Consider the following 21,553-nt stretch of genomic DNA (forward strand, 5'->3'; position numbering starts at 1 on the left):
CTTCGCTAATCCATCGCCGCGCGGAGGGCGAATCGGCGGGCGTGCTTGTTGCGGGAATGGCGCAGCGGAAAACCATTCCGGCGCTCACCCGCGCCGTTTCTTGCAATTTTCTTAACGTGCCGGCAGACCTGCGGCATGAAGTGCTCGATTCCCGCCCGCTTGCCCTTGTTCGGCGCGATGCTGCTGTGTGCCGCCGTCATCGGGAGCACCGGTGCTGTTGCGCAAAGCAAGGCGCCAGCGGCCGAGATCGCAGTGCCGGACACGGCGGCGACGCCGGGACGGGCGAGCGGCGCGGCTTTCATGAAGCCGCTCGGCCGGCTGTCGTCGATTCTGGGATCGGTGCATTTTCTGCGAAAGCTCTGCGGCGACGAGAACGCCAATGTCTGGCGCACCAAGATGAGCGACCTCCTGACGGCGCAGTCGCCGAGCCCAGCCGACCGGGAAATTCTGGTCGCCGCCTTCAACAGCGGGTACCGCGCGTTCGAATCGACCTACCGCAAATGCACCCCGGCGGCGCGCGTGGCGGTGGCCCGATATCAGGAAGAGGGTGCGACCCTCAGCCGCGAGATCAGCGCAAGGTACGGAAATTAACGATTTGCTAATGATGCAGCAGAAACCAGTGATTTGCCGCCAGCGGATCGTGTTAGGACCTTAACGACACGTGAAGCCGAAAGGCTAAATGAGAGGAATTGCGATGGTCGATTTGCCGAATGCCGAACTCGACGCGATGATCGAAGCCGAGAAGAAGCAGGTCGCGTTCGAGTATCACAATGAAGCTTGGGCAGACGGAATTTCCGACGGCATCGAAGCGGAAATCCTGGCTGAGACGGCGATCTCGACGGCGCTGACCGAACTCGTTCGGCTTCACGGCGAAGAGGAAGTCCTGCAGCTGCTCGACGGCCTGCGCGACCGCATCCGTTTCGGCGAGTTCCGTGCCGATCGCGGCCTTCACTAGGCCCATCTTCACCGCCATCGTCCGGCGGATGTCACGAGGACGCAAATCATGTCAGCTGACGCACTCCGGCGGCCCCGGCCGCATACCCTTTCCTTGCCGAGGCTGATTCGCCCGGCACGGTTTTCGGCAGGGCTTGCTGCCGCCGTCTGGCTGCTCGCGGCGCCCTTGCCGGCTGCCGCCTTCTCCCAGATCGGATCGCAGGACGGCTCCGATCGTCAGAAGGACGGGATCGTCTCCGTGCCGCTCCCGCCGCTGCCCGGTGCGCCGACTCCGCCCGTGGCGGAAAGCCCGGCCGTGACGCCGTCCAACGCCGCGCCGACGGGTGTCGCCCCGGCCGCCACCACCCCGGCGAGCCCTCAAGCGGTGAGCCCGGCCGCGCCGGCTGCGGCACCGACCGCGCCAGCGCCGCCGCCATCGACAGGCGCGCCGGCTGCCTCGCCGCTGACCGCGCCCGCACCATCCTCAGCCGAGCCCGCGCCGGACGACGGCACGACCGACGAGGGCGAGGCGCCAGCCGAGACCGACGATCCGGGAGAAGGCGCCGCTGATCCCGCCGCGGCGGCGCCGGACGGCGATCCGGCCGCTGCGGCCAGCGCCAACACGCCGCCGTCACAGATCTTCTACGGCGATGACGGCCTTCCGCCGGCGGTGCGCGATCTCCGCCAGAAGCTGATCGAGATCTGCCGCAGCGGCGATATCGAGGCGCTCCGCCCCTATCTGCAGACTGGGGAGGACGCGACGGTCCTGACGTTCGGCGGCGCCGAGGGCGACCCGATCACGCTGTTGAAGTCGGCCTCCGGCGACGGTGAGGGCGTCGAGATGCTGGCGATCCTGCTCGAGGTGCTGCAGGCGGGGCACGTGCACAGCGAGCCCGATAGTGATGGCGAGATCTTCGTCTGGCCGTATTTCACCGGCGTTCCCATCGACAAGCTGACCAATCCGCAGAAGGTCGAGCTGTTCGAGCTCGTCACCGCTGGCGACTATCAGGAAATGCTGGGCTTCGGCGCCTACAACTTCTACCGCGTCGGCATCTCTCCCGACGGCAAGCTGCAGTTCTTCGTCGCCGGCGATTGATCCGCGGGGCTGGTGCCTTGCCACCCGCCGCCTGATCCGCGAAGACAGCGGCATGATCCATGCTGCATCCTTCGCCCCGGCCCGTCCGTGAACCAGCCCTATCCCCCGATCGAGCCCTATGCCACCGGCCGCCTCGACGTCGGTGACGGCCATGAACTCTACTGGGAACTCTGCGGCAATCCCGACGGCCAGCCGGCGGTGTTCCTGCATGGCGGTCCCGGCAGCGGTTCGGGCGCGCACCATCGCCGCCTGTTCGATCCGGCCCGCTACAAGATCCTGCTCTTTGACCAGCGCGGCGCCGGCCGCTCGACGCCGCAAGGCGGGCTCGAGGCCAACACCACCTGGCACCTCGTCGCCGACCTCGAGCGGCTGCGCGCGATGATCGGCGCCGAGACCTGGCTGCTGTTCGGCGGGTCCTGGGGCGCGACGCTGGCGCTGGCCTATGCCGAGACCCATCCGGAACGGGTGTCGGCGATGATCCTGCGCGGCGTCTTTTCCGGCCGGCAGCGGGAGGTCGACTGGTTCTACCAAGGCGGCGCGAGCCTGCTGTTTCCCGACTGCTGGGAGGATTTCCTCCGCCCGATCCCCGAGGCCGAGCGCGGCGATCTCGTCACCGCCTTTCGGGCCCGGCTGACCGATCCCGACCGGGCGGTGCGCGCCCGCGCTGCCAGCGCCTGGGCCGGCTGGGAGGCGCGCACGGTGAGCCTGCGCGGCAGCGGCGGCTATGGCGGCGGGGACACGGCCAGCGACGGCACCATTGCCTTTGCCCGGATCGAGAACCACTACTTCCTGCACAAGCTCTGGCTCGAGGAGGGGCAGCTCATCCGCGACGCCGGACGGCTGAACGGCATCCCCGGCGTGATCATTCAGGGGCGCTACGACGTGGTGACGCCGGCACACACCAGTTGGGCCTTGCACAAGGCGTGGCACCAAGCCGACTATCGCCTCGTGGAGGGTGCGGGCCACGGCTTCTCCGAGCCCGGGATCCTCGTTGAACTCGTCGCGGCCACCAACCGCTTCGCCGATCCGGAGGTCTGACATGACGCTCGACAACAGGCCCGTCTACAGCGGCGGCTGCCAGTGTGGCGCGGTGCGCTTTCGCATCGAGGGCGCGCTCGGCCGCGCCTCCGTCTGCCATTGCCGCATGTGCCAGAAGGCTTTCGGCGGCCTCTACGCGCCACTGGTCTCGCTCGGCGACGCGACGCTCACCTGGACGCGCGGCGAGCGGGCGCTGTTCCAGTCATCGAACCATGTCCGCCGCGGCTTTTGCGCCGCCTGCGGCACGCCGTTGACTTACGAGGAGCCAACGGGCTCGGCGCTCGCCATCGGCGCCTTCGACGATCCCTCGGCGCTCGCCCCGATGATCCAGTTCGGCGTCGAGGGGAAGCTGCCCTATGCCGACCGGATCCCGTCCTTGCCGGTGCGCGAAACGCTGGAGGATGCGGGCAGCGCCGGATTCCTCGCGACGCTGATCTCCCACCAGCATCCCGACCACGACACCGACAACAGCGACTTCGCCAAAGAGTTTGCCCGATGACCGAAAACCGAAAGCTCTATCCCGAGATCGAGCCCTATGCCTCCGGCCATCTCGACGTCGGCGACGGGCACCGCGTCTACTGGGAACGCGTCGGCACGCCGGGCGGCAAGCCCGCGGTCTTCCTGCATGGCGGTCCGGGGGGCGGCTGCGCGCCGAGCCACCGCCGGCTGTTCGATCCAGCCCGCTACGACGTGCTGCTGTTCGACCAGCGCGGCTGTGGCCGCTCGACGCCGCATGCCGAGCTCGAGGCCAACACGACCTGGCACCTCGTCGCCGACATCGAACGGCTGCGGGACATGGCGGGCGTCGAGCAATGGCTGGTGTTCGGCGGCTCCTGGGGCTCGACGCTCGGTCTCGCCTATGCCGAGGCGCATCCGGCGCGGGTCAGCGAGATCGTGCTGCGCGGCATCTTCCTGCTGCGCGCGTTCGAGCTGCACTGGTACTATCAGGAAGGCGCCTCGCTGCTCTTTCCCGACAAGTGGGAGCGGTTTCTGGCGGCAATTCCCGAGGAAGAGCAAGGCGACCTCGTCACCGCCTACCGGAACCGGCTCGTCCATGAGGACCCGGCCGTCCGCATTGCCGCGGCGCGCGCCTGGAGCCAGTGGGAGGGCGAGACGATCACGCTGCTGCCGGAGCCCGCGACCAGCGACAAGTTCCACGAGGATGAGTTCGCGCTGGCCTTCGCCCGGATCGAGAATCACTACTTCGTTCATCAGGGCTGGCTGGAGGAGGCGCAGCTCCTGCGCGACGTCGGGCGGCTGCGCGGCATTCCCGCGGTGATCGTCCAGGGCCGCTACGATATCGCGACGCCCGCCGTCTCGGCGTGGGACCTGCACAAGGCTTGGCCGGAGGCCGAGTTCCACCTCGTCGAGGGCGCCGGCCACGCCTATTCGGAACCCGGCATCCTCGACCAGCTGCTGGCGGCGACGGACCGGTTTGCCGGGACACCGCCGACGGCTTGACCTCGGGGGAGGGAGGCTCCATGCCTCGGCGCCTCCAGCGCAGCGGCGATGACGGCGCCGCTCGCCCCTGACGGACGATACGCCATGGCACCCCACTCCCCCGAGACGTCCCGCGGCTTCGTCATGGCGACGTCCGCCTTCCTGATCTGGGGGCTGGTCCTGCCGGTCTACATGAAGCTTCTCGCCGGCGTGCCGGCGCTGGAGATCATCGCGCACCGGATCGTCTGGGCGGTGCCGTTCACCGCCGTGGTGCTGGCCTTTCTCGGCGGGTTCAAGGGCCTCGGGCCGGTGTTCCGCTCGCCGAAGACGCTGGCTTTCGCGGCGCTGACGGCCAGCATCATCTCGGTCAACTGGGGGCTCTACGTCTACGCCATCATCTCCGGCCACGCGATCGACGCGGCGCTCGGCTATTACATCAACCCGCTGGTCAACGTGCTGATGGGGGCGATCTTCCTCGGCGAGCGGCCGACCCGGGCGCAGATCGGCGCGATCCTGCTGGCGGTGCTGGCGGTGGCGGTGCTGACCTTCCAGGCCGGCGGCCTGCCGTGGATCTCGCTCGTTCTTGCCTTTTCGTTCGCGACCTACGGCCTCTTACGCAAGGTGCTGCCGATCGGCGCGGCGGAAGGCTTCTTCCTGGAAGTCGTGCTGCTGACGGCGCCGTGCCTTGCGGTGATCGCCTGGACCATCGCCCGGGGCACGCAGCATTTCGGCGTCGACCCGTCCGAGACTTGGCTGCTGATCGGCGCGGGTCCCTTGACCGCCATTCCGCTGATCCTGTTCGCCGCCGGCGCGCGCGCGCCCGACTATTCGACGATCGGCATCCTGCAGTACATCGCCCCGACCATGATCTTCGTCACCGCCGTCTTCTTCTTCGGCGAGCCGTTTTCGGCGGTCGACCTCGGCGCCTTTGCGCTGATCTGGCTGGCCGTTGGGATCTATGTCTGGTCGATGCTGCGCGAGAGCCGCGTGCGGCGCCGGCAGGCGGCCGTTGCTGCCGAAACCGGCTGCCTGTCATAGGCCAGCCGGGAGCGGGCGCTACGCCAGCTCCCGGCTCGCCGGAAGCACTCGCGCTAAAGCCGCTGGATGATCGCGGCCTGCCCGTCGTCGTTGTCGGCGGGCGCGTTGTGTCGCAGCTGCGGGATGATGTCCTCGGCCTGATCGATCACCAGCGGCCGAACCTGGTGGCCGGTGTGGATGTAGCCTTCGCCGCGCATATGATCGAGCAGCGCCGAGAGCGGGTCCCAGAAACCGGCGATGTTGGCGATGGCGATCGGCTTCACGTGGCGGCCGAGCTGGCCCCAGGTCATGATCTCGATCAGCTCCTCCAGCGTGCCGATGCCGCCGGGCAGCGCCACGAAGGCGTCCGAGCGCTCGAACATGATGTGCTTGCGCTGGTGCATGTCCTCGGTGACGATCAGCTCGTCCAGCCGCTTCAGCTCGCTCTCGGTCGCCTCCATGTCGATGAGGAAGCGCGGGATGACACCGGTAACCTTGCCGCCGGCGGCGATCACCGCGTCGGACACGGCACCCATGATGCCGCGCGTGCCGCCGCCGTAGATCAGCCGGATGCCGGCCTTTCCGATCGCGGTGCCGAGGATTTCGGCGGCCTGGAGATGGGAGGGATCGCGGCCGGGAGACGAACCGCAATAGACGCAGATGGATTGAATCGAGCTCATGGCCGCAAATTCGGCTGTGCGGGGCGGGAGGTCAAGCGTGAAGCGTGCAAGGCGGGTATGCGACGGCGGAGGGCTGTCGAAAAAATGGCAAGTGAACATAAGTCAGTAGTAGTTTCAAATTAACAACTCAGGGAAGGGATGTGAGTTATCTATTCGCCAAAATCGATATGCGATATTGGCAGTACATGTATCTTGACGGAATTTTTATTGCTTGTTTCAAGAATCATCAGTAAAGTTAAATATGATTTAGGCGTCTAAACTAAATTAGATAACTAATAATTTGTGGAGGCTTCGTTGACTAAAGCCGGCTGGTTGCGCGCCTGTGTGGCGCTGTCTGTGGTTTTGCTTCTATCAGGGTTTGCGGTGTACGGGGCGATCGGCGACAAGTACGCTGCGCTGCAACGCGAGGCGGGGCCGCTCGGGCCGCCATTGAGCGACGAGGCCGATGCGCCGGGCGGTGGTCGCTTCAATAACTTCAAGTGGGGCGCGATCTACTGGCATCCGTCGATTGGTGCCTTTGCTGTATACGGTGATATATTCTCCCTCTGGAATGCTATCGGCCGAACGAATTATGGGTATCCTCTAAACGACGAGACGGGAACGCCGGATGGACGCGGACGATACAATCATTTCCGCAGTCTAGATCTCCCAAACCATCCCGAAGCGTCGATCTATTGGACGCCGCAGACCGGCGCGCACGAAATCTACGGGGCCATTCGGGACACCTGGGCATCGCGGGGTTGGGAGCGTGGCCCGTTCGGCTACCCCGTCACCGGCGAGTTTCAGGACGGCCAATACCGCCGTTCGAACTTCGAGCGCGGGACGATTCGCTGTACCTCTCGGTGTGGTACAGAGGAATACCTGCAGGAGTGGCCAGCATCAAGCTGGCAATAAACGGAAATAAGATCAAAGTGTTTGGCGAAAACTTTAATCCAGACTCTTTTGTAAAACTAACTTTTCAAATCAAGGTTGCGGATACCTTTAGCGAGACGAGCGATACCTGGTTAGTCGTGTCGACTGGTGGATTTGCCGGAGAAAAAAGCACCAATCTGGTTGGAGGGATCAAGGAGGCGCGTGTCAAAGCTGAAGGCGTTGGATATTCAAAGTCTGCAATAGCGTGCATGTAAAATTTAGACGAAGCGGCGCCGGCACAATTTCGCTTCGACTCGAGGGCATGTAACGGCGAGTGCCATTGCCTTCCCTAGAGTACGCCCGGAAACAGCGCGTCCACCTCGGCCACCACGCGCATGCGCCAGGCGGCGTTGCGCTCGGCGCGGGGTGTCGGCAGGTCGAAGATGCCGCGGATGCGGGCGGGGCGGGGGGTCAGCAGCACCAAGCGGTCGGCGAGGTCGACGGCTTCGCGGAGATTGTGGGTGACCATGACCGCGGTCGTCGGCCTGGCCGACCAGACCTGCAGCAGCAGCGCCCGCAGCTTGGCGGCCGTCGTCTCGTCGAGCGAGACGAAGGGCTCGTCGAGAAGCAGCAGCGAGGGCTGGATGGCGAAGGCGCGGGCGAGCGCGACGCGGCGTGCAAGGCCGAGCGACAGCTCGCCGGGATAGCGCGTGCGCAGCTCGGACAGGCCGAGCGCTTCGAACAGCGGTGCGAGCTCAAGGTGCCGCAGCTCCAGCGGCAGCGCCAGCCGGACGTTGGTTTCCACGTCGCGCCAGGGCAGCAGCCGCGGCTCTTGGAACACCGCGGCGACGCGGCCTTCGGGCAGGCGGGCATGACCGTCGAAGTCGGTGTCGAGGCCGAGGAGGATGCGCAAAGTGGTCGTCTTGCCGCAGCCGGACGGGCCAATCAGCGCGGTGAAGCTGCCAGGCTGCGCGGAAAAGGCGATGTCGTCGATCGCCAGGAGCTCTTCCCCGTCGGCCGAGCGAAAGCGTTTCTGCCGGATGCTGACGTCGAGCCCCTCAGCCATGCCGCATCCGCCAGCGGGTGGCATGCGCCTCGATCGGCTGCACGAGGAGCACTTCGATCACCAGCATGACGGCGACGAAGGAGAGCGAGTAGGCGAGAATCGCCGCGACGTTGGAGAGCGAGAAGTAGAGCGCGATCTGGAAGCCGACGCCGCTCGACAGGCCGAACAGCTCCACCACCAGCGCGATCTTCCAGATCAGCGACAGGCCGGAGCGGGTGGCGGCGGCGAGATAGGGCTGCAGCTGCGGCAGGATCACATGGCGCAGCCGGTCGAGCCGGCTGAGGCGGTAGACGGTGGCCATCTCCGCCAGCGGTCGGTCGAGCGCCCGCGTGCCCTCGCGAAGGGTCACCACGACATTCGGGATCTTGTTGATGGCGATGGCGAGGATCGCCGCCGTCTCGTTGGTGCCGATCCAGATGAACAGGAGGAAGATCACCACCAGCGCCGGCAGGTTGAGGAAGAGGATGAGCCAGGGATCGAAGAAGCGGTTGGCGCCCCGGCTGGCGCCGAGAAGGATGCCGATCGCCGTGCCGATGCCCATCGCCAACACGAAGGCGGCGGCAACGCGCATCAGTGTCATCGCGAGGTGGTAGGGCAGCTCGCCCGTTCGCGCATCCTTCCAGAACGCCGCGAGGACCGCCGGCGGGCCCGGGAACAGGCGGGACCCCGCAAGGTCCGCCGCCAGCCACCAGAGGGCGAGGAGGCTCGCGATCGAGCCGGCGGTGACGAGGAAAGCCGATCGGTGCCCGCCTGCGCCGGCACGCTGTCTTTGCATGTCAGGTGCCACGCTTCAGGCCGGCCCAGTAGGTGCCGGGGTCGAGCGTCTTGCCCGGCCCGACCAGCTTCTCGCCGGCGAGCCTCTCCAGCACCCCGTAGAGCGTCGCGGCATCCTTCTCCTCGTCCTCGACGGGGCGCGCCGGAATGCCGTCGCGGTAGCGCTGGCGCAGGACCGCCAGCGTCTTGTCGTCCTCGGCCTGCACCAGCGGCTGCAGCGCCGTCCACTCGGCGTCGCTGTCCTTCAGCAGCGCCTTGGTCTCGCGGGAGGCTGCGAGGAAGCCTGTCGCGGCCGCGGGGTGCGCTGCGGCCCAGGCCTCGTCGAAGACATAGCCGATCGCTGCGATCGGTCCGCTTGCGCCGGCGGCCTTGGCGGCCTCCTCGCCGGAGACCAGCCGTCGGAACCCCTCGGCCTCAAGGCGGGCGGCATAGTTCCAGTAGATGAGGACGGCATCGAGTTCGCCGCCCCGCGCCTTTTCGGCGAGCAGCGGCGGCGCGCCATAGACGATGGTGGCATCGGTCGTGAGATCGAGCCCGGCATCGCGGGTGGCCAGCGCCCGGATCAGCAGGAAGTTCTTGTCCAGCGGCCCGCCGGCGACACCAAGCGACCGGCCCTTGAGGTCGGCGAGCGTCCTGATCGGGCTGTCCTTCGGCACCATGATCGCGCCAACCGAGGTGGAGTAGGGCGCGAAGACGTAGCGGCCGCCCTCAGCGCGCTGGCGCGAGACGAACAGCCAGTCGGAGACGATCATGTCGACACTGCCACCCTGCAAGGCGGTCGTCGTCGCGTTGTCGCCGGCGAAGGGCAGCATCTCGACCGCGACGCCGTGCTTCTTGTCGATGCCATGCCGCTGCATGGCATCGAGCTCCCAGCTGACGGTGCCGAACTTCAGGACGCCGATCCGCACGGTTTCCGTGGCCGACGCAACGCCCGTCCAGCCGGAAGCCATCGCCGCCGCGCACAGCGCTGCCCGCCAGATCCTGCCCATGCCGTTTCTCCCGAATCCGGTCGTCACGGCGCCCACCGGGCGAGCATAGCAGGTCTCGCACCGGCGTCACCGCCGGGGAAGCACTCCTTCACGAGCGGGCGTCGATCGCCTCGGCGATCTCGTCGGCCATCTTCAGCGTGCGCACGACCACCGGCACCGCTAGCCGGAACAGGCTGGCGTTCTGGCCGCGGGCCGACTGCGCCTCGCGCACCTCGGCGGCGACGCCCTGGATCACCGGGATGAAGCGGATCACCAGCGAGATGGCGAGGCTCAGCTTTTCCGCGTCGACGCCGAGAAAAGCGAAGCGGCGGAAGAAGCTTTCCAGCGCGGCGATCATCGCGCCCGTGCGCGTCGTCAGCGTCACCAGCGACGCCGCCAGAATCAGCGCGAGGAAGCGCAGGCTGACGAGCGTGGCCACCGTCCAGCCGCCGAACCAGAGCTGGAGAAGGAAGATCATGCCGATGGCGATCGCGGCCGGGCGCAGCTGGCGCAGGAGCACGGCGGCCGGGACTTTTGCCATAGCGAAGACGGCGAGCACCAGGAGAAGGCCAGCGGCCACCAGCCAGAGGTTTGCGGTGGCGAACAGCGCGGTGGCGAAGACCGGCAGCAGCAGGAGCTTCATGCCGGGCCGGAGCCGGTGAACGGGGCTGTCGACCGCGATGTAGAGCGCCTGGATCACCGGCAGAGATCGAGATAGGCGGCGATGGCCGCGTCTGGCAGCGCATCGGCCTTCAGCCGGCCGGCGTCGAAGACCAGCACCCGGTCGAAGTCCGAGAGGAGGCCGAGATCGTGGGTGACCATCACCACCTGGCTCTCGCTCGCCTCGACCGCGGCCATGATGCGGCGGGTATTGCGGAGGTCGAGGAGGGTCGTCGGCTCGTCGAGCACCAGCACCTCGGGCTGCATCACCATGACCCCGGCAAGCGCCACCAGCTGGCGTTCGCCGCCGGAGAGCTCGTGGATCAGGCGATCCTCGAAGCCCGCAAGGCCGAGGCGGGCGAGGGCGGCGGCGGTGCGGGCGGCGATCTCCGGCTTGCCGAGGCCGCGGTGCTTCAGGCCGAAAGCGATGTCCTCGCCGACGGTCGGGTAGACGATCTGGCTGTCGGGGTTCTGGAAGACGAAGCCGACCTTCCGCCGTACCGCTTTGGCATCAGTGCGGGTGTCGATGCCGTCGACGGTGACGTCTCCACCGGTCGGCAGGATCAGCCCGTTAAGGAGCCGCGCGAAGGTGCTTTTGCCAGAGCCATTGGCGCCGATGACGCCGATGCGCCGCTCGCCGAGTGCCAGCGTCAGGTCCGACAGCACCGCGCGTCCGCCGCGCGATACCGAGACCGCCGAGAGCGAGATCATTCCGGTCGGGCGATCGGGCGGCTGGCAGTCACGCCCGCTGCAGCCTGGGGGCGATCAGCGGATAGGCGCGCTTGACCGTGACGATGACGGCGGCGGCGATGCCGGCCTTGATGAGATCGCCGGGGATGAAGGCGATGCCGGAGGCGACGAAGGCATCGACGAGGCTCATCGTCGGCGCCGAGGCGTTCGCGGTCGACATCCACCAGAACCAGGGAACGCCGATGCCGTAGACGACGCCGATGCCGCCGACGAGCGCGATGGCGAAGGCCGAGACGAAGGAGAGGCGGGTCCAGAAGCGTTCGGTCAGCCAGCCGATGACGAAGGCCGAGGCGATCCAGCCGTAGATGAAGCCCGACCAAGGCCCGACCAGCGCGCCGATGCCGCCGCGCCCGCCCGACAGTAAGGGCAGACCGATCGCCACCAGCGCCACGAAGAGCAGCATCGACAGCCCGCCGCGCCGCGCGCCAAGGACGCCGCCGGCCAGCATCGGCCCCATCGACTGCGCGGTGATCGGCACGCCAAGGGCCGGGATGATCAGCGGCGGGAAGACTGCCAGCACCGCCATCACGGCGGCGAAGAGGGCGATGTAGACGATATCGCGTGTGGTCATGGACGGTTTTCCCGCATCGGCCTCGAAGTGTTTCCTGAAACCGCATCCGGCGGGAAAGGTCAATCGACCTCAGGCTGCGGGCTGGCGTTCCCGCTCACGCCGGGGTCAGCGTCCGCCGTACTGCATCGCGCCAGCCGGCGAGCTTGCGCGTGCGCTCGGCCGCGGTCATGTCCGGCTCGAAGCGGCGCTCCAGCCGCCAGCGTTCAGCAAAGCCTTCCTGGCCCGGCCAGACGCCGGCCTTGTGCCCGGCAAGCCATGCGGCGCCGAGCGCCGTCGTCTCCAGCACCACCGGCCGGTCGACCGGGGCGGCGAGGAGGTCGGCGAGGCGCTGCATCGTCCAGTCGGAGGCGACCATGCCGCCGTCGACGCGCAGCACGGTGCCGCCATCCGCCGTCCAGTCAAGGCGCATGGCCTCAAGGAGGTCCGCGGTCTGGAAGCACACCGCCTCCAAAGCCGCGCGGGCGATCTCGTTCGGGCCGGTATTGCGGGTAAGGCCGTACATCGCGCCGCGTGCCTCGGCATCCCACCAGGGCGCGCCGAGACCGGTGAAGGCGGGGACGAGATAGACCTCCTCGGCCGGGTTGGCCTGCGCGGCCATCGCGCCGGACACGTCGGCGCGGTCCATCAGCTTCAACCCGTCGCGCAGCCATTGCACGGCGGCGCCGGCGATGAAGATCGAGCCCTCCAGCGCATAGGTGGTGACGCCATCCAGCCGGTAGGCAATGGTGGTCAGCAGGCGGTTCTGCGACGTCACCTTGGTCGCGCCGGTGTTCATGACCGCAAAGCAGCCGGTGCCGTAGGTTGATTTCAGCATGCCCGGCTGGAAACAGGCCTGTCCGAGCGTTGCCGCATGCTGGTCGCCGGCCATGCCGAGGATCGGGACGCCGACCCCGAGCAGCGAGGGCTCGGTGACGCCAAAATCGGCGGCGCAGTCCTTCACTTCCGGCAGTAGCGAGCGGGGAATGCCGAGCAGCGCCAGCAGCTCCTCGCTCCACTCGTTGCGGGCGATGTCGAACAGCAGCGTGCGGCTGGCATTGGTCGCGTCGGTCGCGTGCACCCGCCCGCCGGTCAGGCGCCAGAGGAGAAAACTGTCGACGGTGCCGAAAGCGAGCTTGCCCGCCTCCGCATCGGCCCGCGCGCCCTCGACGTTGTCGAGTAGCCAGCGCAGCTTGGTGCCGGAAAAATAGGGATCGGCGATGAGGCCGGTCTTCTCGGTCAGCATCGGTTCGGCGCCGTCGGCGACCAGCTGGCGGCAGAACTCGGCGGTTCGGCGATCCTGCCAGACGATGGCGTTGTAGATCGGCTTGCCGGTCGCGCGGTCCCAGACGATCGTCGTCTCACGCTGGTTGGTGATGCCGATGCCGGCAATGTCGGAGGCCGACAGCGAGGCGTCGCCGAGCGCCGCCCGGACGGTGGCGAGGACGGACGACCAGATCGCCTCCGGATCGTGCTCGACCCAGCCGGAGCGCGGAAAGATCTGCGGAAATTCCTGCTGGCCGATGCCGACGATGCGGTAGGCATCGTCGAACACGATGGCGCGGGTCGAGGTCGTGCCCTGATCGATGGCGAGAACGTAACCGGACATGGCAAGCTCCTGGATGATAGCGGACGCGGCGATAGCGAGGTGCTGATCCCCCCTTGAGGGGGAGATGCCAGCAGGCAGAGGGGGGTGCGCGGTACGGCGCCTGTTTCTTGGGGTAGTCTTTGGCGAAGTCAGCGCTTCACGGCGCCCCCCTCTGGCCTGCCGGCCATCTCCCCCTCGGGTGGGGAGATCGGCGCGTCGCCGTTGCATCGCAGGTAGGCCGCATCGCAACTAAAAAGGCCGGGAATGCCCCGGCCTCTCTTTCTTCAGGACGATAGCCTTACTGCTTGGCGTCGGCCCAGCTCTTGACCAGTTCGTCGTAGTTGACGGTCTGGGGCTTTTCCTTCTCGTTCTCGATCTTCGGCTGCGGCGCGAGCGTGCCGTTCTTCTTGGCCTCGGCGACCCAGTAATCGAGGTCGTGCTCCTCGTTCATCTTCGGGCCCTTCTCGCCCTGGATGCCGGCGCGCTCGAGGCGCTCCATGACCTTCTCCTGCTCGGCGCAGAGCGAGTCCATGGCTTCCTGCGGGGTCTTGTCGCCCGAGGACGCATCACCGATCGCCTGCCACCAGAGCTGGGCGAGCTTCGGATAATCCGGGACGTTGGTGCCGGTCGGCGACCACTGAACGCGGGCCGGCGAGCGGTAGAACTCGATGAGACCGCCAAGGTCCTTGGCGCGCTCGGTAAAGCTCTTGTCGCGGATCGTCGATTCACGCACGAAGGTCAGGCCGACATGGGCCTTCTTCACGTCGACGGTCTTGGAGGTGATGAACTGGGCATAGAGCCAGGCAGCCTGGGCGCGGTCGACCGGGGTCGACTGCATCAGGGTCCAGGCGCCGACGTCCTGGTAGCCGAGCTTCATGCCTTCCTTCCAGTAGACGCCGTGCGGCGAGGGGGCCATGCGCCATTTCGGCGTGCCGTCCTCGTTGACGACCGGCAGGCCCTTCTTCACGGCGTCCGCGGTGAAGGCGGTGTACCAGAAGATCTGCTGGGCAATTTCGCCCTGGGCCGGCACCGGGCCGGATTCCGAGAAGTTCATGCCCTGGGCGGTCGGCGGCGCATAGGCCTTCATCCAGTCGAGATACTTCTGGATGGAGTAAACGGCCGCGGGACCATTGGTGTCGCCGCCACGCGCGACGCAGGAGCCGACCGGCTGGCTCTGTTCGTTGACGCGGATGCCCCATTCGTCGACCGGAACGCCGTTCGGCAGGCCCTTGTCGCCATTGCCGGCCATCGACAGCCAGGCATCGGTGAAGCGCCAGCCGAGCGAGGGGTCCTTCTTGCCGTAGTCCATGTGGCCATAGACCTTCTTCCCATCGATCTCGCGACCGGTGAAGAATTCGGCGATGTCCTCATAGGCGGACCAGTTGACGGGGACGCCGAGGTCGTAGCCGTACTTCGCCTTGAAGTCGGCCTTGTTCTTCTCGTCGTTGAACCAGTCGTAGCGGAACCAGTAGAGGTTCGCGAACTGCTGGTCGGGCAGCTGGTAGAGCTTCTTGTCCGGCGCGGTGGTGAAGGAGGTGCCGATATAGTCGGCGATGTCGAGCGTCGGCGAGGTCACGTCCTTGCCTTCGCCAGCCATCCAGTCGGTGAGGTTGCGGACCTGATTGTAGCGCCAGTGGGTGCCGATGAGGTCGGAATCGTTGACGTAGGCGTCGTAGATGTTCTCGCCGGACTGCATCTGCGTCTGCAGCTTCTCGACGACGTCACCTTCGCCGATGAGGTCATGCGTGACCTTGATGCCGGTGATCGCGGTGAAGGCCGGGGCCAGCACCTTGGATTCATATTCATGCGTGGTCAGCGTCTCGGAGACGACTTTGATCTCCATGCCGGAGAACGGCTTGGCGGCATCGATGTACCACTGCATTTCCTTTTCCTGGTCGGCGCGCGGCAGCGTCGAGAGATCCTTGATCTCGGCATCCAGGAACTTCGTCGCCGCGGCCATGTCGGCGAAGGCGGGGCCGGTGGCAATCGTCATCGCGATCGCGGCGGCCGAAACCATCCAATGTTTCTTCACGTGTTCTCCTCCCAGAGGTGTACGGCCGGTCGGTGAGGGGCGCTTGTCGCGTCGACCGGCAAGGATCGCGCGCGCCGTATCCCGCCCCGTTCCCCCGGGGCGAAACTGTTCGCTTCAGACGAAGCGGAAAACCAGAACCGCGTAGGCGGCGCAGACGATCAGCGCGTACCAGAGCGGCGCCTCGGTGAAGCCGAGCCAGCCGAGGCAAATGAAGGCGGAGCCCAGCAGCGACAGGAACAGCCGGTCGCCGCGCGTCGTCTCGAAGCGCAGGATGCCAAAGCGCGGATTGCCGCCGGGCGAAGCGTATTCCCAGACGCCCATCAGCGCGATCAGAGAGAGGATCGCCAGGAAGAAGATCGCCGTCGGCCAGGTCCAGGCCATCCAGGAGAGGTTGATCATCGCCGTCCTCCGTTGTCTCTACTGAGGAACCAGGCGAGGGGATCCTCGCGGCTCAATAGTCCGTCTGACGCGCCGGCCGTGGCTGGCACCCTTCGTCTTGCCCAGAAACTGACGATGGCCATCACACCCTCCCGAGGGCAAAGCCCTTGGCGATGTAGTTGCGCACGAACCAGATGACGATGGCGCCGGGGATGATCGTCAGGACACCGGCGGCGGCGAGCACGCCCCAGTCCATGCCGGACGCCGAGACGGTGCGGGTCATGATCGCGGCGATCGGCTTGGCGTCGGTCACGGTCAGCGTGCGGGCGATCAGGAGCTCGACCCAGGAGAACATGAAGCAGAAGAAGGCGGCGACGCCGATGCCGGAGGCGATCAGCGGCGTGAAGATCTTGAAGAAGAACTTCGGGAAGGAATAGCCGTCGATGTAGGCGGTCTCGTCGATCTCCTTCGGCACGCCCGACATGAAGCCCTCGAGAATCCACACCGCCAGCGGCACGTTGAACAGGCAGTGCGCGAGCGCCACGGCGATGTGCGTGTCGATGAGGCCGAAAGCCGAATAGAGCTGGAAGAAGGGCAGCGCGAACACCGCGGGCGGCGCCATGCGGTTGGTCAGCAGCCAGAAGAACAGGTGCTTGTCGCCGAGGAAGCGGTAGCGCGAGAAGGCGTAGGCCGCCGGCAGCGCGACCGCCACCGAGATCACCATGTTCATGACGACGTAGATGATCGAGTTGATGTAGCCGTTGTACCAGGACGGATCGGTGAAAATCACGCGGTAGTTGGCGAGCGTCGGCTCGGCCGGAAACAGCGTGAACTGGTTCAGGATCTCGTTGTTCGTTTTGAAGCTCATGTTGACCAGCCAGTAGATCGGCAGCAACAGGAACAAGATGTAGAGGATCGGGATCAGCGCCTTCGGCTTGAAGCTCCCAGACTTGCGGCGGGCGCGCTCCTTGAGGGCGGTTTCCGAATGGGCCGCGGACGGGATGCCGCCGGCCGGCACCCGGGCGTTGAACGTTGCTTCGGTGCTCATTCCACCGGCTCCTTCACGTCGCGGTCGCGGCCCGCATTCTCCATGACCGTGTAGAAAATCCAGGACATCAAAAGGATGATCAGGAAGTAGATCAGGCTCATCGCTGCTGCCGGACCGAGGTCGAACTGCCCGACCGCCATCTTGACGAGGTCGATCGACAGGAAAGTGGTCGAGTTGCCGGGGCCGCCGCCGGTGACGACGAAGGGCTCGGTGTAGATCATGAACGAGTCCATGAAACGCAGCAGCACGGCGATCAAGAGGACGCGGCCCATCTTCGGCAGCTGGATGTAGCGGAAGACGGCCCAGCGCGAGGCGCCGTCGATCTTGGCCGCCTGGTAATAGGCGTCGGGGATCGAGACGAGTCCGGCATAGCAGAGCAGCACAACGAGGCTCGTCCAGTGCCAGACATCCATGACGATGAGCGTTGCCCAGGCGTCGAAGGCGTTCTGCACGTAGTTGTAGTTGACGCCGAGGCCCGACAGGAACCGGCCGAGGAGGCCGATGTCGGTGCGGCCGAACACCTGCCAGATCGTCCCGACGACGTTCCACGGGATCAGCAGCGGCAGCGCCATCAGCACCAGGCAGACCGGCACCCAGATGCCCTTCTTCGGCATGGCGAGCGCGACGAGGATGCCGAGCGGGATCTCGATGGCGAGAATGATGGCGGAGAAGGCGAGGTTTCGCAGGAGCGCGGCGTGGAAGCGCGGCGACTGCAGCGTGTCGACGAACCAGCTCGTGCCGTTCCAGAAGAACTGGTTGTTGCCGAACGTGTCCTGGACGGAATAGTTGACCACCGTCATCAGCGGGATCACCGCCGAGAAGGCGACGAGCACCAGCACCGGCAGGACGAAGAACCAGGCCTTGTTGTCGAAGGTCTTGTTCATGCCGCTCTCCCCTGGATCGGCGTGCCGGCCGAGCGGTCGACCAGCCATGAATCGGCGTAGAGGTTAAGGGCCGACGGGTCGAAGACGACGTCGACATCCGTCGCCAGAGCCTCGCCCTCGGCAATCACCGAGACGAGCTTCTGGCCCTGGAAGTCGGCCCGCACGATGCGCTCGGACCCGATGTCCTCGACGCGGGTGACGGCGATCGGCATGCCCTGGCCGCGCGGGACGATCTTCACGAATTCCGGCCGGATGCCGAGCTCGGTCTTCGCCGCGCCGCCGGTCGGACGGACGCCGCCGGGCAAGGCGATGCGCGTGCCCGAGATCACGGCATCGGTGCCGTCGACCTCGCAGGCGAGAACGTTCATGCCGGGCGAGCCGATGAAGTAGCCGACGAAGGTGTGCTGCGGGCGCTCGAACAGTTCCTCGGGCGTGCCGATTTGCACGACCTCGCCGTCGTACATCACCACCACCTTGTCGGCGAAGGTCAGGGCCTCCGTCTGGTCGTGGGTGACGTAGACCATGGTCATGGCGAACTGCCGGTGCAGTTCCTTCAGTTGGCTGCGCAGCTGCCACTTCATGTGCGGATCGATCACCGTCAGCGGCTCGTCGAACAGGATGGCGTTGACGTCGGGGCGCACGAGGCCGCGGCCGAGCGAGATCTTCTGCTTCTCGTCGGCCGTCAGCCCTTGTGCCTTACGGTCGGCCTTGGTCTCGAGACCGAGGCGGACCAGCATGTCGTCGACCCGGCGGGTAATCTCGTCTCTCGGCACCTTGCGGTTCTTCAGCGGGAAAGCGAGGTTTTCGCGCACCGTCATGGTGTCGTAGATCACCGGGAACTGGAAGACCTGGGCGATGTTGCGCGCTTCCGGCGTCAGCATCGTCATGTCCTTGTCGCCGAACAGGACGCGGCCTTCGGACGGCGTCAGGAGGCCGGAGATGATGTTGAGGAGCGTGGTCTTGCCGCAGCCGGAAGGCCCCAGCAACGCATAGGCGCCGCCGTCGTCGAAGCTGTGGTCGACCTCGCGCAGGGCGTAATTGCCGGCACGGGCGAGATCGGGGGTGTAGGCGTGGCGGATGTGGTCGAGGCGGATACGGGCCATGCTCTCTCCTCAGGCTGCGAGCGCAGTCGGCGGCGCGACGGCGCGGCCGGAGGCATCGAAGATCTGCATGTCGGTGGGGTCGAAGCCGAGCTCGACGGCATCGCCGGGCTCGACGCGGTGGATGCCGGACAGGAGCGCCACGATGCGCGACGCGTCCCAGTCGACGTGCAGGAAGGTTTCCGACCCCGTCACCTCGGAGATCACGACCTTGCCGCGCAGCCGCGTCGCGCCGGCACCGCCGAGCGACAGATGGTGCGGGCGAAGACCGACCTGGTACGGGCCATCCGCGAGGTAGCCGAAGCGGCCGGGCACGGGCACCCGCAGGCCGGAGGCGGAGGTGAGGAGGTCGCCTTGCTTGGTGAGCGAGAGGACGTTGAGCGGCGGGTCCGAGAAGGTGCGGGCGGTGACGAGGTCGGCAGGGCGGCGGTAGACGTCGGGCGTCGCGCCGAACTGCGTGACGCGGCCCTCCGACAACGTCGCCGTGTTGCCGCCGAGGAGCAGCGCCTCGGTCGGCTCGGTCGTGGCATAGACGAAGACGGCGCCGGCCTCGGCGAAGAGACGTGGCAATTCCTCGCGCAGTTCCTCGCGCAGCTTGTAGTCGAGATTGGCGAGTGGCTCGTCGAGCAGCACCAGTTCGGCGTTCTTGACGAGGGCGCGGGCGAGCGCCGTGCGCTGCTGCTGGCCGCCGGAGAGCGTCAGCGGCGTGCGCTGGAGGTAGGGGCCGAGCTTCATCAGCGCCGCCGCCTTCTGCACGGCCGCATCGATCTCGGCGCCGGACTTGCCGGCGACTCGCAGCGGCGAGGCGATGTTCTCGTAGACGGTCATGGCGGGATAATTGATGAACTGCTGGTAGACCATGGCGACGTTGCGCCGGCGCACCGGCATGCCGGTGACGTCCTTGCCGTCCATCAGGATGCGGCCGGATGTCGGCCGGTCGAGCCCGGCCATCAGGCGCATCAGGCTGGTCTTGCCGGCGAGCGTCGGGCCGAGCAGCACGTTCAGCGATCCCCGGGCCAGCCGAAGCGAGACGTCGGCGATGTGCCGATCGGCTCCTACGCTTCTGCTGACATCGATAAGTTCGAGCACGAAACTAACCCTCCCAGGTCGCAACCTTGTCGTTCATTCTCAGCAGAACCCTCGGCGTCTGCGGACGCCGCCGGGTGTGTCAGGCCGCGGCGATCCGCTGCGGCACTGCCTCCGCCATGTAATCCTTCAGGCGCTCTTCCCCTCCCTGGGAAAAACGCAGGCCGAGCTTGGTCCGCCGCCAGAGGATATCCTCGGCAGTATGAGCCCATTCCCGGGCGATGAGCCAGTCGACCTCGGCCTGAAAAAGCCCGTGGCCGAAATCTTCGCCGAGCGGTCCGGCGCGGTATGTCTTGCCGCCGAGAATCGACAGCGTGTCGAGCCCGTAGCTACGCACCAGCCGGCGCACGGTGCAGGCGTCGAGCTTAGGCGCGGCCGCCTGCACCCTGGCTTCCAGCGCGGGCACGCCGTCGATCGCAAAGGCGCCGCCCGGCAGCGGCTCGGTGCCGGTCCAGGATTTTCCGCGCGCGCCGATGCGCTCGCCGATCTTCTCCAGCACTTCCTCCGACAGCTTGCGGTAGGTGGTGATCTTGCCACCGAAGGCGTTCAGCACTGCCGGCTGACCGGCCTCGCCCTCGACCTTCAGCACGTAGTCGCGCGTCGCCTCCTGCGCCTTCGAGGCGCCGTCGTCGTAGAGCGGGCGCACGCCCGAATAGGTCCAGACGATCTGGTCGGCCGTGACCGGCGTCTCGAAGTATTCGCTGGCGGCCTTCAGGAGGTAGTCGGTCTCGGCCGGCGTGATCTTTGCCGCCCCCGGCTCGCCCTCGAAATCCTGGTCGGTGGTGCCGATCAGGGTGAAGTCGTCCTCATAGGGGATGGCAAAGATGATGCGGTTGTCGGCGTTCTGGAAGATGTAGGCGCGGTCGTGGTCGTAGAGCTTGCGCGTGACGATGTGCGAGCCCTGGACGAGGCGGATGTGGCGCGCCTCGTTGCGGCCCATCGCCTGCTGGATGATCCGGTCGACCCAAGGGCCGCCGACATTCACCAGGAAGCGCGCGGTCACCGTGCGGGTCACGCCGCTGTCCTTCTCGCGCAAGGTAATCCGCCACATGCCGTTTTCGCGTCTCGCCTCGGTGACCATGGTGCGCACCATGATCTCGGCGCCGCGGGCGAGCGCGTCGCGGGCGTTCAGCACCACCAGCCGGGCGTCGTCGACTCGCGCGTCGGAATATTCGAAGCCCTTGGCATAGCCCTTCTTCAGCGGCGCCCCGAGCGGGCCGGACTCCAGATCGACCGTCTCGGTCGCCTTCAGATCCTTGCGGCCGCCAAGGTGGTCGTAGAGGAACAGGCCGAGCCGCAGCAGCCAGGCCGGGCGCAGGCCCTTGTGGTGCGGCAGGACGAAGCGCAGTGGGCGGATGATGTGCGGCGCGATGCGCCAGAGCACCTCGCGCTCCATCAGCGACTCGCGCACCAGGCGGAACTCGTAGTGCTCAAGATAGCGCAGGCCGCCGTGCACCAGCTTGGTCGACCAGGACGAGGTGCCGGAGGCGAGATCGTTCATCTCGGCAAGGCCCACCGCATAGCCGCGCCCGGCTGCGTCGCGGGCGATGCCGCAGCCGTTGATGCCGCCGCCGATGATAAAGATGTCGAAGGTATCCATACCGTCCCTTTTCGCA

25 protein-coding genes are annotated in these 21,553 nt (G+C 66.7%); 9 read left to right on the forward strand and 16 right to left on the reverse strand.

Annotation, left to right across the window (positions count from 1 at the left end; translation table 11 throughout):
• Positions 1 to 5 precede the first annotated feature (5 nt).
• On the reverse strand, positions 6 to 395 hold the full coding sequence (locus tag ACZLZY_RS00995) for a hypothetical protein (RefSeq protein WP_472931953.1): 390 nt from the start codon (positions 393 to 395) through the stop codon (positions 6 to 8).
• Between ACZLZY_RS00995 and ACZLZY_RS01000 the strand changes: the two genes are divergently transcribed.
• From ACZLZY_RS01000 to rarD, 7 genes are all read left to right on the forward strand, one after another.
• Complete coding sequence (locus ACZLZY_RS01000) at positions 301 to 591, forward strand: TIGR02301 family protein (RefSeq protein WP_472931937.1); 291 nt, start codon at positions 301 to 303, stop codon at positions 589 to 591. The genes ACZLZY_RS00995 and ACZLZY_RS01000 overlap by 95 nt on opposite strands.
• Positions 592 to 694: 103 nt before the next feature.
• Positions 695 to 955 carry a hypothetical protein gene (locus tag ACZLZY_RS01005; protein WP_472931542.1) on the forward strand — a complete coding sequence of 87 codons (261 nt, stop codon included), beginning with the start codon at positions 695 to 697 and terminating at the stop codon, positions 953 to 955.
• A 48-nt stretch (positions 956 to 1,003) separates the two neighbouring features.
• Positions 1,004 to 2,029 (forward strand): hypothetical protein, encoded by a 1,026-nt coding sequence (locus tag ACZLZY_RS01010; RefSeq protein ID WP_472931543.1) that lies wholly within the window; start codon positions 1,004 to 1,006, stop codon positions 2,027 to 2,029.
• An 87-nt stretch (positions 2,030 to 2,116) separates the two neighbouring features.
• Positions 2,117 to 3,067, forward strand: coding sequence for a prolyl aminopeptidase (gene pip / locus ACZLZY_RS01015; RefSeq protein ID WP_472931544.1), 951 nt, complete (start codon positions 2,117 to 2,119; stop codon positions 3,065 to 3,067).
• A 1-nt stretch (position 3,068) separates the two neighbouring features.
• Positions 3,069 to 3,566 carry a GFA family protein gene (locus tag ACZLZY_RS01020; protein WP_472931545.1) on the forward strand — a complete coding sequence of 166 codons (498 nt, stop codon included), beginning with the start codon at positions 3,069 to 3,071 and terminating at the stop codon, positions 3,564 to 3,566.
• Entirely contained in the window at positions 3,563 to 4,528 is a 966-nt protein-coding gene (gene pip, locus ACZLZY_RS01025; RefSeq protein ID WP_472931546.1) for a prolyl aminopeptidase, read from the forward strand. Before ACZLZY_RS01020 ends, pip (ACZLZY_RS01025) begins: the two co-directional genes overlap by 4 nt.
• Before the next feature lie 84 nt (positions 4,529 to 4,612).
• Positions 4,613 to 5,545 carry an EamA family transporter RarD gene (gene rarD / locus ACZLZY_RS01030; RefSeq protein WP_472931547.1) on the forward strand — a complete coding sequence of 311 codons (933 nt, stop codon included), beginning with the start codon at positions 4,613 to 4,615 and terminating at the stop codon, positions 5,543 to 5,545.
• Between the two features lie 53 nt (positions 5,546 to 5,598).
• Here rarD and ACZLZY_RS01035 read toward each other — a convergent pair whose 3' ends face one another.
• Positions 5,599 to 6,204 carry an LOG family protein gene (locus ACZLZY_RS01035; RefSeq protein WP_472931548.1) on the reverse strand — a complete coding sequence of 202 codons (606 nt, stop codon included), beginning with the start codon at positions 6,202 to 6,204 and terminating at the stop codon, positions 5,599 to 5,601.
• A 294-nt stretch (positions 6,205 to 6,498) separates the two neighbouring features.
• On the opposite strand from ACZLZY_RS01035, the gene ACZLZY_RS01040 reads away from it, so the two are divergent.
• Together ACZLZY_RS01040 and ACZLZY_RS01045 are read left to right on the forward strand one after the other, a co-directional pair.
• Positions 6,499 to 7,098, forward strand: coding sequence for an LGFP repeat-containing protein (locus ACZLZY_RS01040; RefSeq protein WP_472931549.1), 600 nt, complete (start codon positions 6,499 to 6,501; stop codon positions 7,096 to 7,098).
• Positions 7,074 to 7,331 (forward strand): hypothetical protein, encoded by a 258-nt coding sequence (locus tag ACZLZY_RS01045; protein WP_472931550.1) that lies wholly within the window; start codon positions 7,074 to 7,076, stop codon positions 7,329 to 7,331. The genes ACZLZY_RS01040 and ACZLZY_RS01045 overlap by 25 nt, the downstream gene beginning before the upstream one ends.
• A 74-nt stretch (positions 7,332 to 7,405) precedes the next feature.
• Here ACZLZY_RS01045 and ACZLZY_RS01050 read toward each other — a convergent pair whose 3' ends face one another.
• The 14 genes from ACZLZY_RS01050 to glpD form a co-directional block, all read right to left on the reverse strand.
• A complete protein-coding gene (locus ACZLZY_RS01050; protein WP_472931551.1) occupies positions 7,406 to 8,122 on the reverse strand; it encodes an ABC transporter ATP-binding protein in 717 nt (238 codons plus the stop codon).
• Positions 8,115 to 8,897: an ABC transporter permease gene (locus ACZLZY_RS01055; protein WP_472931552.1), complete on the reverse strand. Its 783-nt coding sequence runs from the start codon at positions 8,895 to 8,897 to the stop codon at positions 8,115 to 8,117. The genes ACZLZY_RS01050 and ACZLZY_RS01055 overlap by 8 nt, the downstream gene beginning before the upstream one ends.
• Before the next feature lies 1 nt (position 8,898).
• Positions 8,899 to 9,885 carry an ABC transporter substrate-binding protein gene (locus ACZLZY_RS01060; protein ID WP_472931553.1) on the reverse strand — a complete coding sequence of 329 codons (987 nt, stop codon included), beginning with the start codon at positions 9,883 to 9,885 and terminating at the stop codon, positions 8,899 to 8,901.
• A gap of 88 nt (positions 9,886 to 9,973) precedes the next feature.
• Positions 9,974 to 10,564, reverse strand: a complete 591-nt coding sequence (locus ACZLZY_RS01065) for an energy-coupling factor transporter transmembrane component T family protein (protein WP_472931554.1) — start codon at positions 10,562 to 10,564, stop codon at positions 9,974 to 9,976.
• Positions 10,561 to 11,235 (reverse strand): energy-coupling factor ABC transporter ATP-binding protein, encoded by a 675-nt coding sequence (locus tag ACZLZY_RS01070; protein ID WP_472931555.1) that lies wholly within the window; start codon positions 11,233 to 11,235, stop codon positions 10,561 to 10,563. The genes ACZLZY_RS01065 and ACZLZY_RS01070 overlap by 4 nt, the downstream gene beginning before the upstream one ends.
• A gap of 28 nt (positions 11,236 to 11,263) precedes the next feature.
• Positions 11,264 to 11,845 carry a biotin transporter BioY gene (locus ACZLZY_RS01075; RefSeq protein WP_472931556.1) on the reverse strand — a complete coding sequence of 194 codons (582 nt, stop codon included), beginning with the start codon at positions 11,843 to 11,845 and terminating at the stop codon, positions 11,264 to 11,266.
• Positions 11,846 to 11,939: 94 nt separating this feature from the next.
• Positions 11,940 to 13,430: a glycerol kinase GlpK gene (gene glpK / locus ACZLZY_RS01080; protein ID WP_472931557.1), complete on the reverse strand. Its 1,491-nt coding sequence runs from the start codon at positions 13,428 to 13,430 to the stop codon at positions 11,940 to 11,942.
• Between the two features lie 277 nt (positions 13,431 to 13,707).
• Positions 13,708 to 15,426 carry an ABC transporter substrate-binding protein gene (locus tag ACZLZY_RS01085; protein WP_472931938.1) on the reverse strand — a complete coding sequence of 573 codons (1,719 nt, stop codon included), beginning with the start codon at positions 15,424 to 15,426 and terminating at the stop codon, positions 13,708 to 13,710.
• 129 nt (positions 15,427 to 15,555) lie between these two features.
• Positions 15,556 to 15,840, reverse strand: coding sequence for a DUF2160 domain-containing protein (locus ACZLZY_RS01090; protein ID WP_472931558.1), 285 nt, complete (start codon positions 15,838 to 15,840; stop codon positions 15,556 to 15,558).
• A 121-nt stretch (positions 15,841 to 15,961) separates the two neighbouring features.
• Entirely contained in the window at positions 15,962 to 16,867 is a 906-nt protein-coding gene (locus tag ACZLZY_RS01095; RefSeq protein ID WP_472931559.1) for a carbohydrate ABC transporter permease, read from the reverse strand.
• The gene (locus ACZLZY_RS01100) at positions 16,864 to 17,751 is read right to left on the reverse strand and encodes a carbohydrate ABC transporter permease (RefSeq protein ID WP_472931560.1); all 888 of its coding nucleotides are present in this window, start codon (positions 17,749 to 17,751) and stop codon (positions 16,864 to 16,866) included. The genes ACZLZY_RS01095 and ACZLZY_RS01100 overlap by 4 nt, the downstream gene beginning before the upstream one ends.
• The gene (locus tag ACZLZY_RS01105) at positions 17,748 to 18,854 is read right to left on the reverse strand and encodes an ABC transporter ATP-binding protein (RefSeq protein ID WP_472931561.1); all 1,107 of its coding nucleotides are present in this window, start codon (positions 18,852 to 18,854) and stop codon (positions 17,748 to 17,750) included. Before ACZLZY_RS01105 ends, ACZLZY_RS01100 begins: the two co-directional genes overlap by 4 nt.
• Positions 18,855 to 18,863: 9 nt before the next feature.
• Positions 18,864 to 19,940 (reverse strand): ABC transporter ATP-binding protein, encoded by a 1,077-nt coding sequence (locus tag ACZLZY_RS01110; RefSeq protein WP_472931562.1) that lies wholly within the window; start codon positions 19,938 to 19,940, stop codon positions 18,864 to 18,866.
• 79 nt (positions 19,941 to 20,019) lie between these two features.
• Positions 20,020 to 21,537 carry a glycerol-3-phosphate dehydrogenase gene (gene glpD / locus ACZLZY_RS01115; RefSeq protein ID WP_472931563.1) on the reverse strand — a complete coding sequence of 506 codons (1,518 nt, stop codon included), beginning with the start codon at positions 21,535 to 21,537 and terminating at the stop codon, positions 20,020 to 20,022.
• Positions 21,538 to 21,553 lie beyond the last annotated feature (16 nt).

It is taken from the genome of Mesocryomonas lacus (assembly GCF_055730135.2).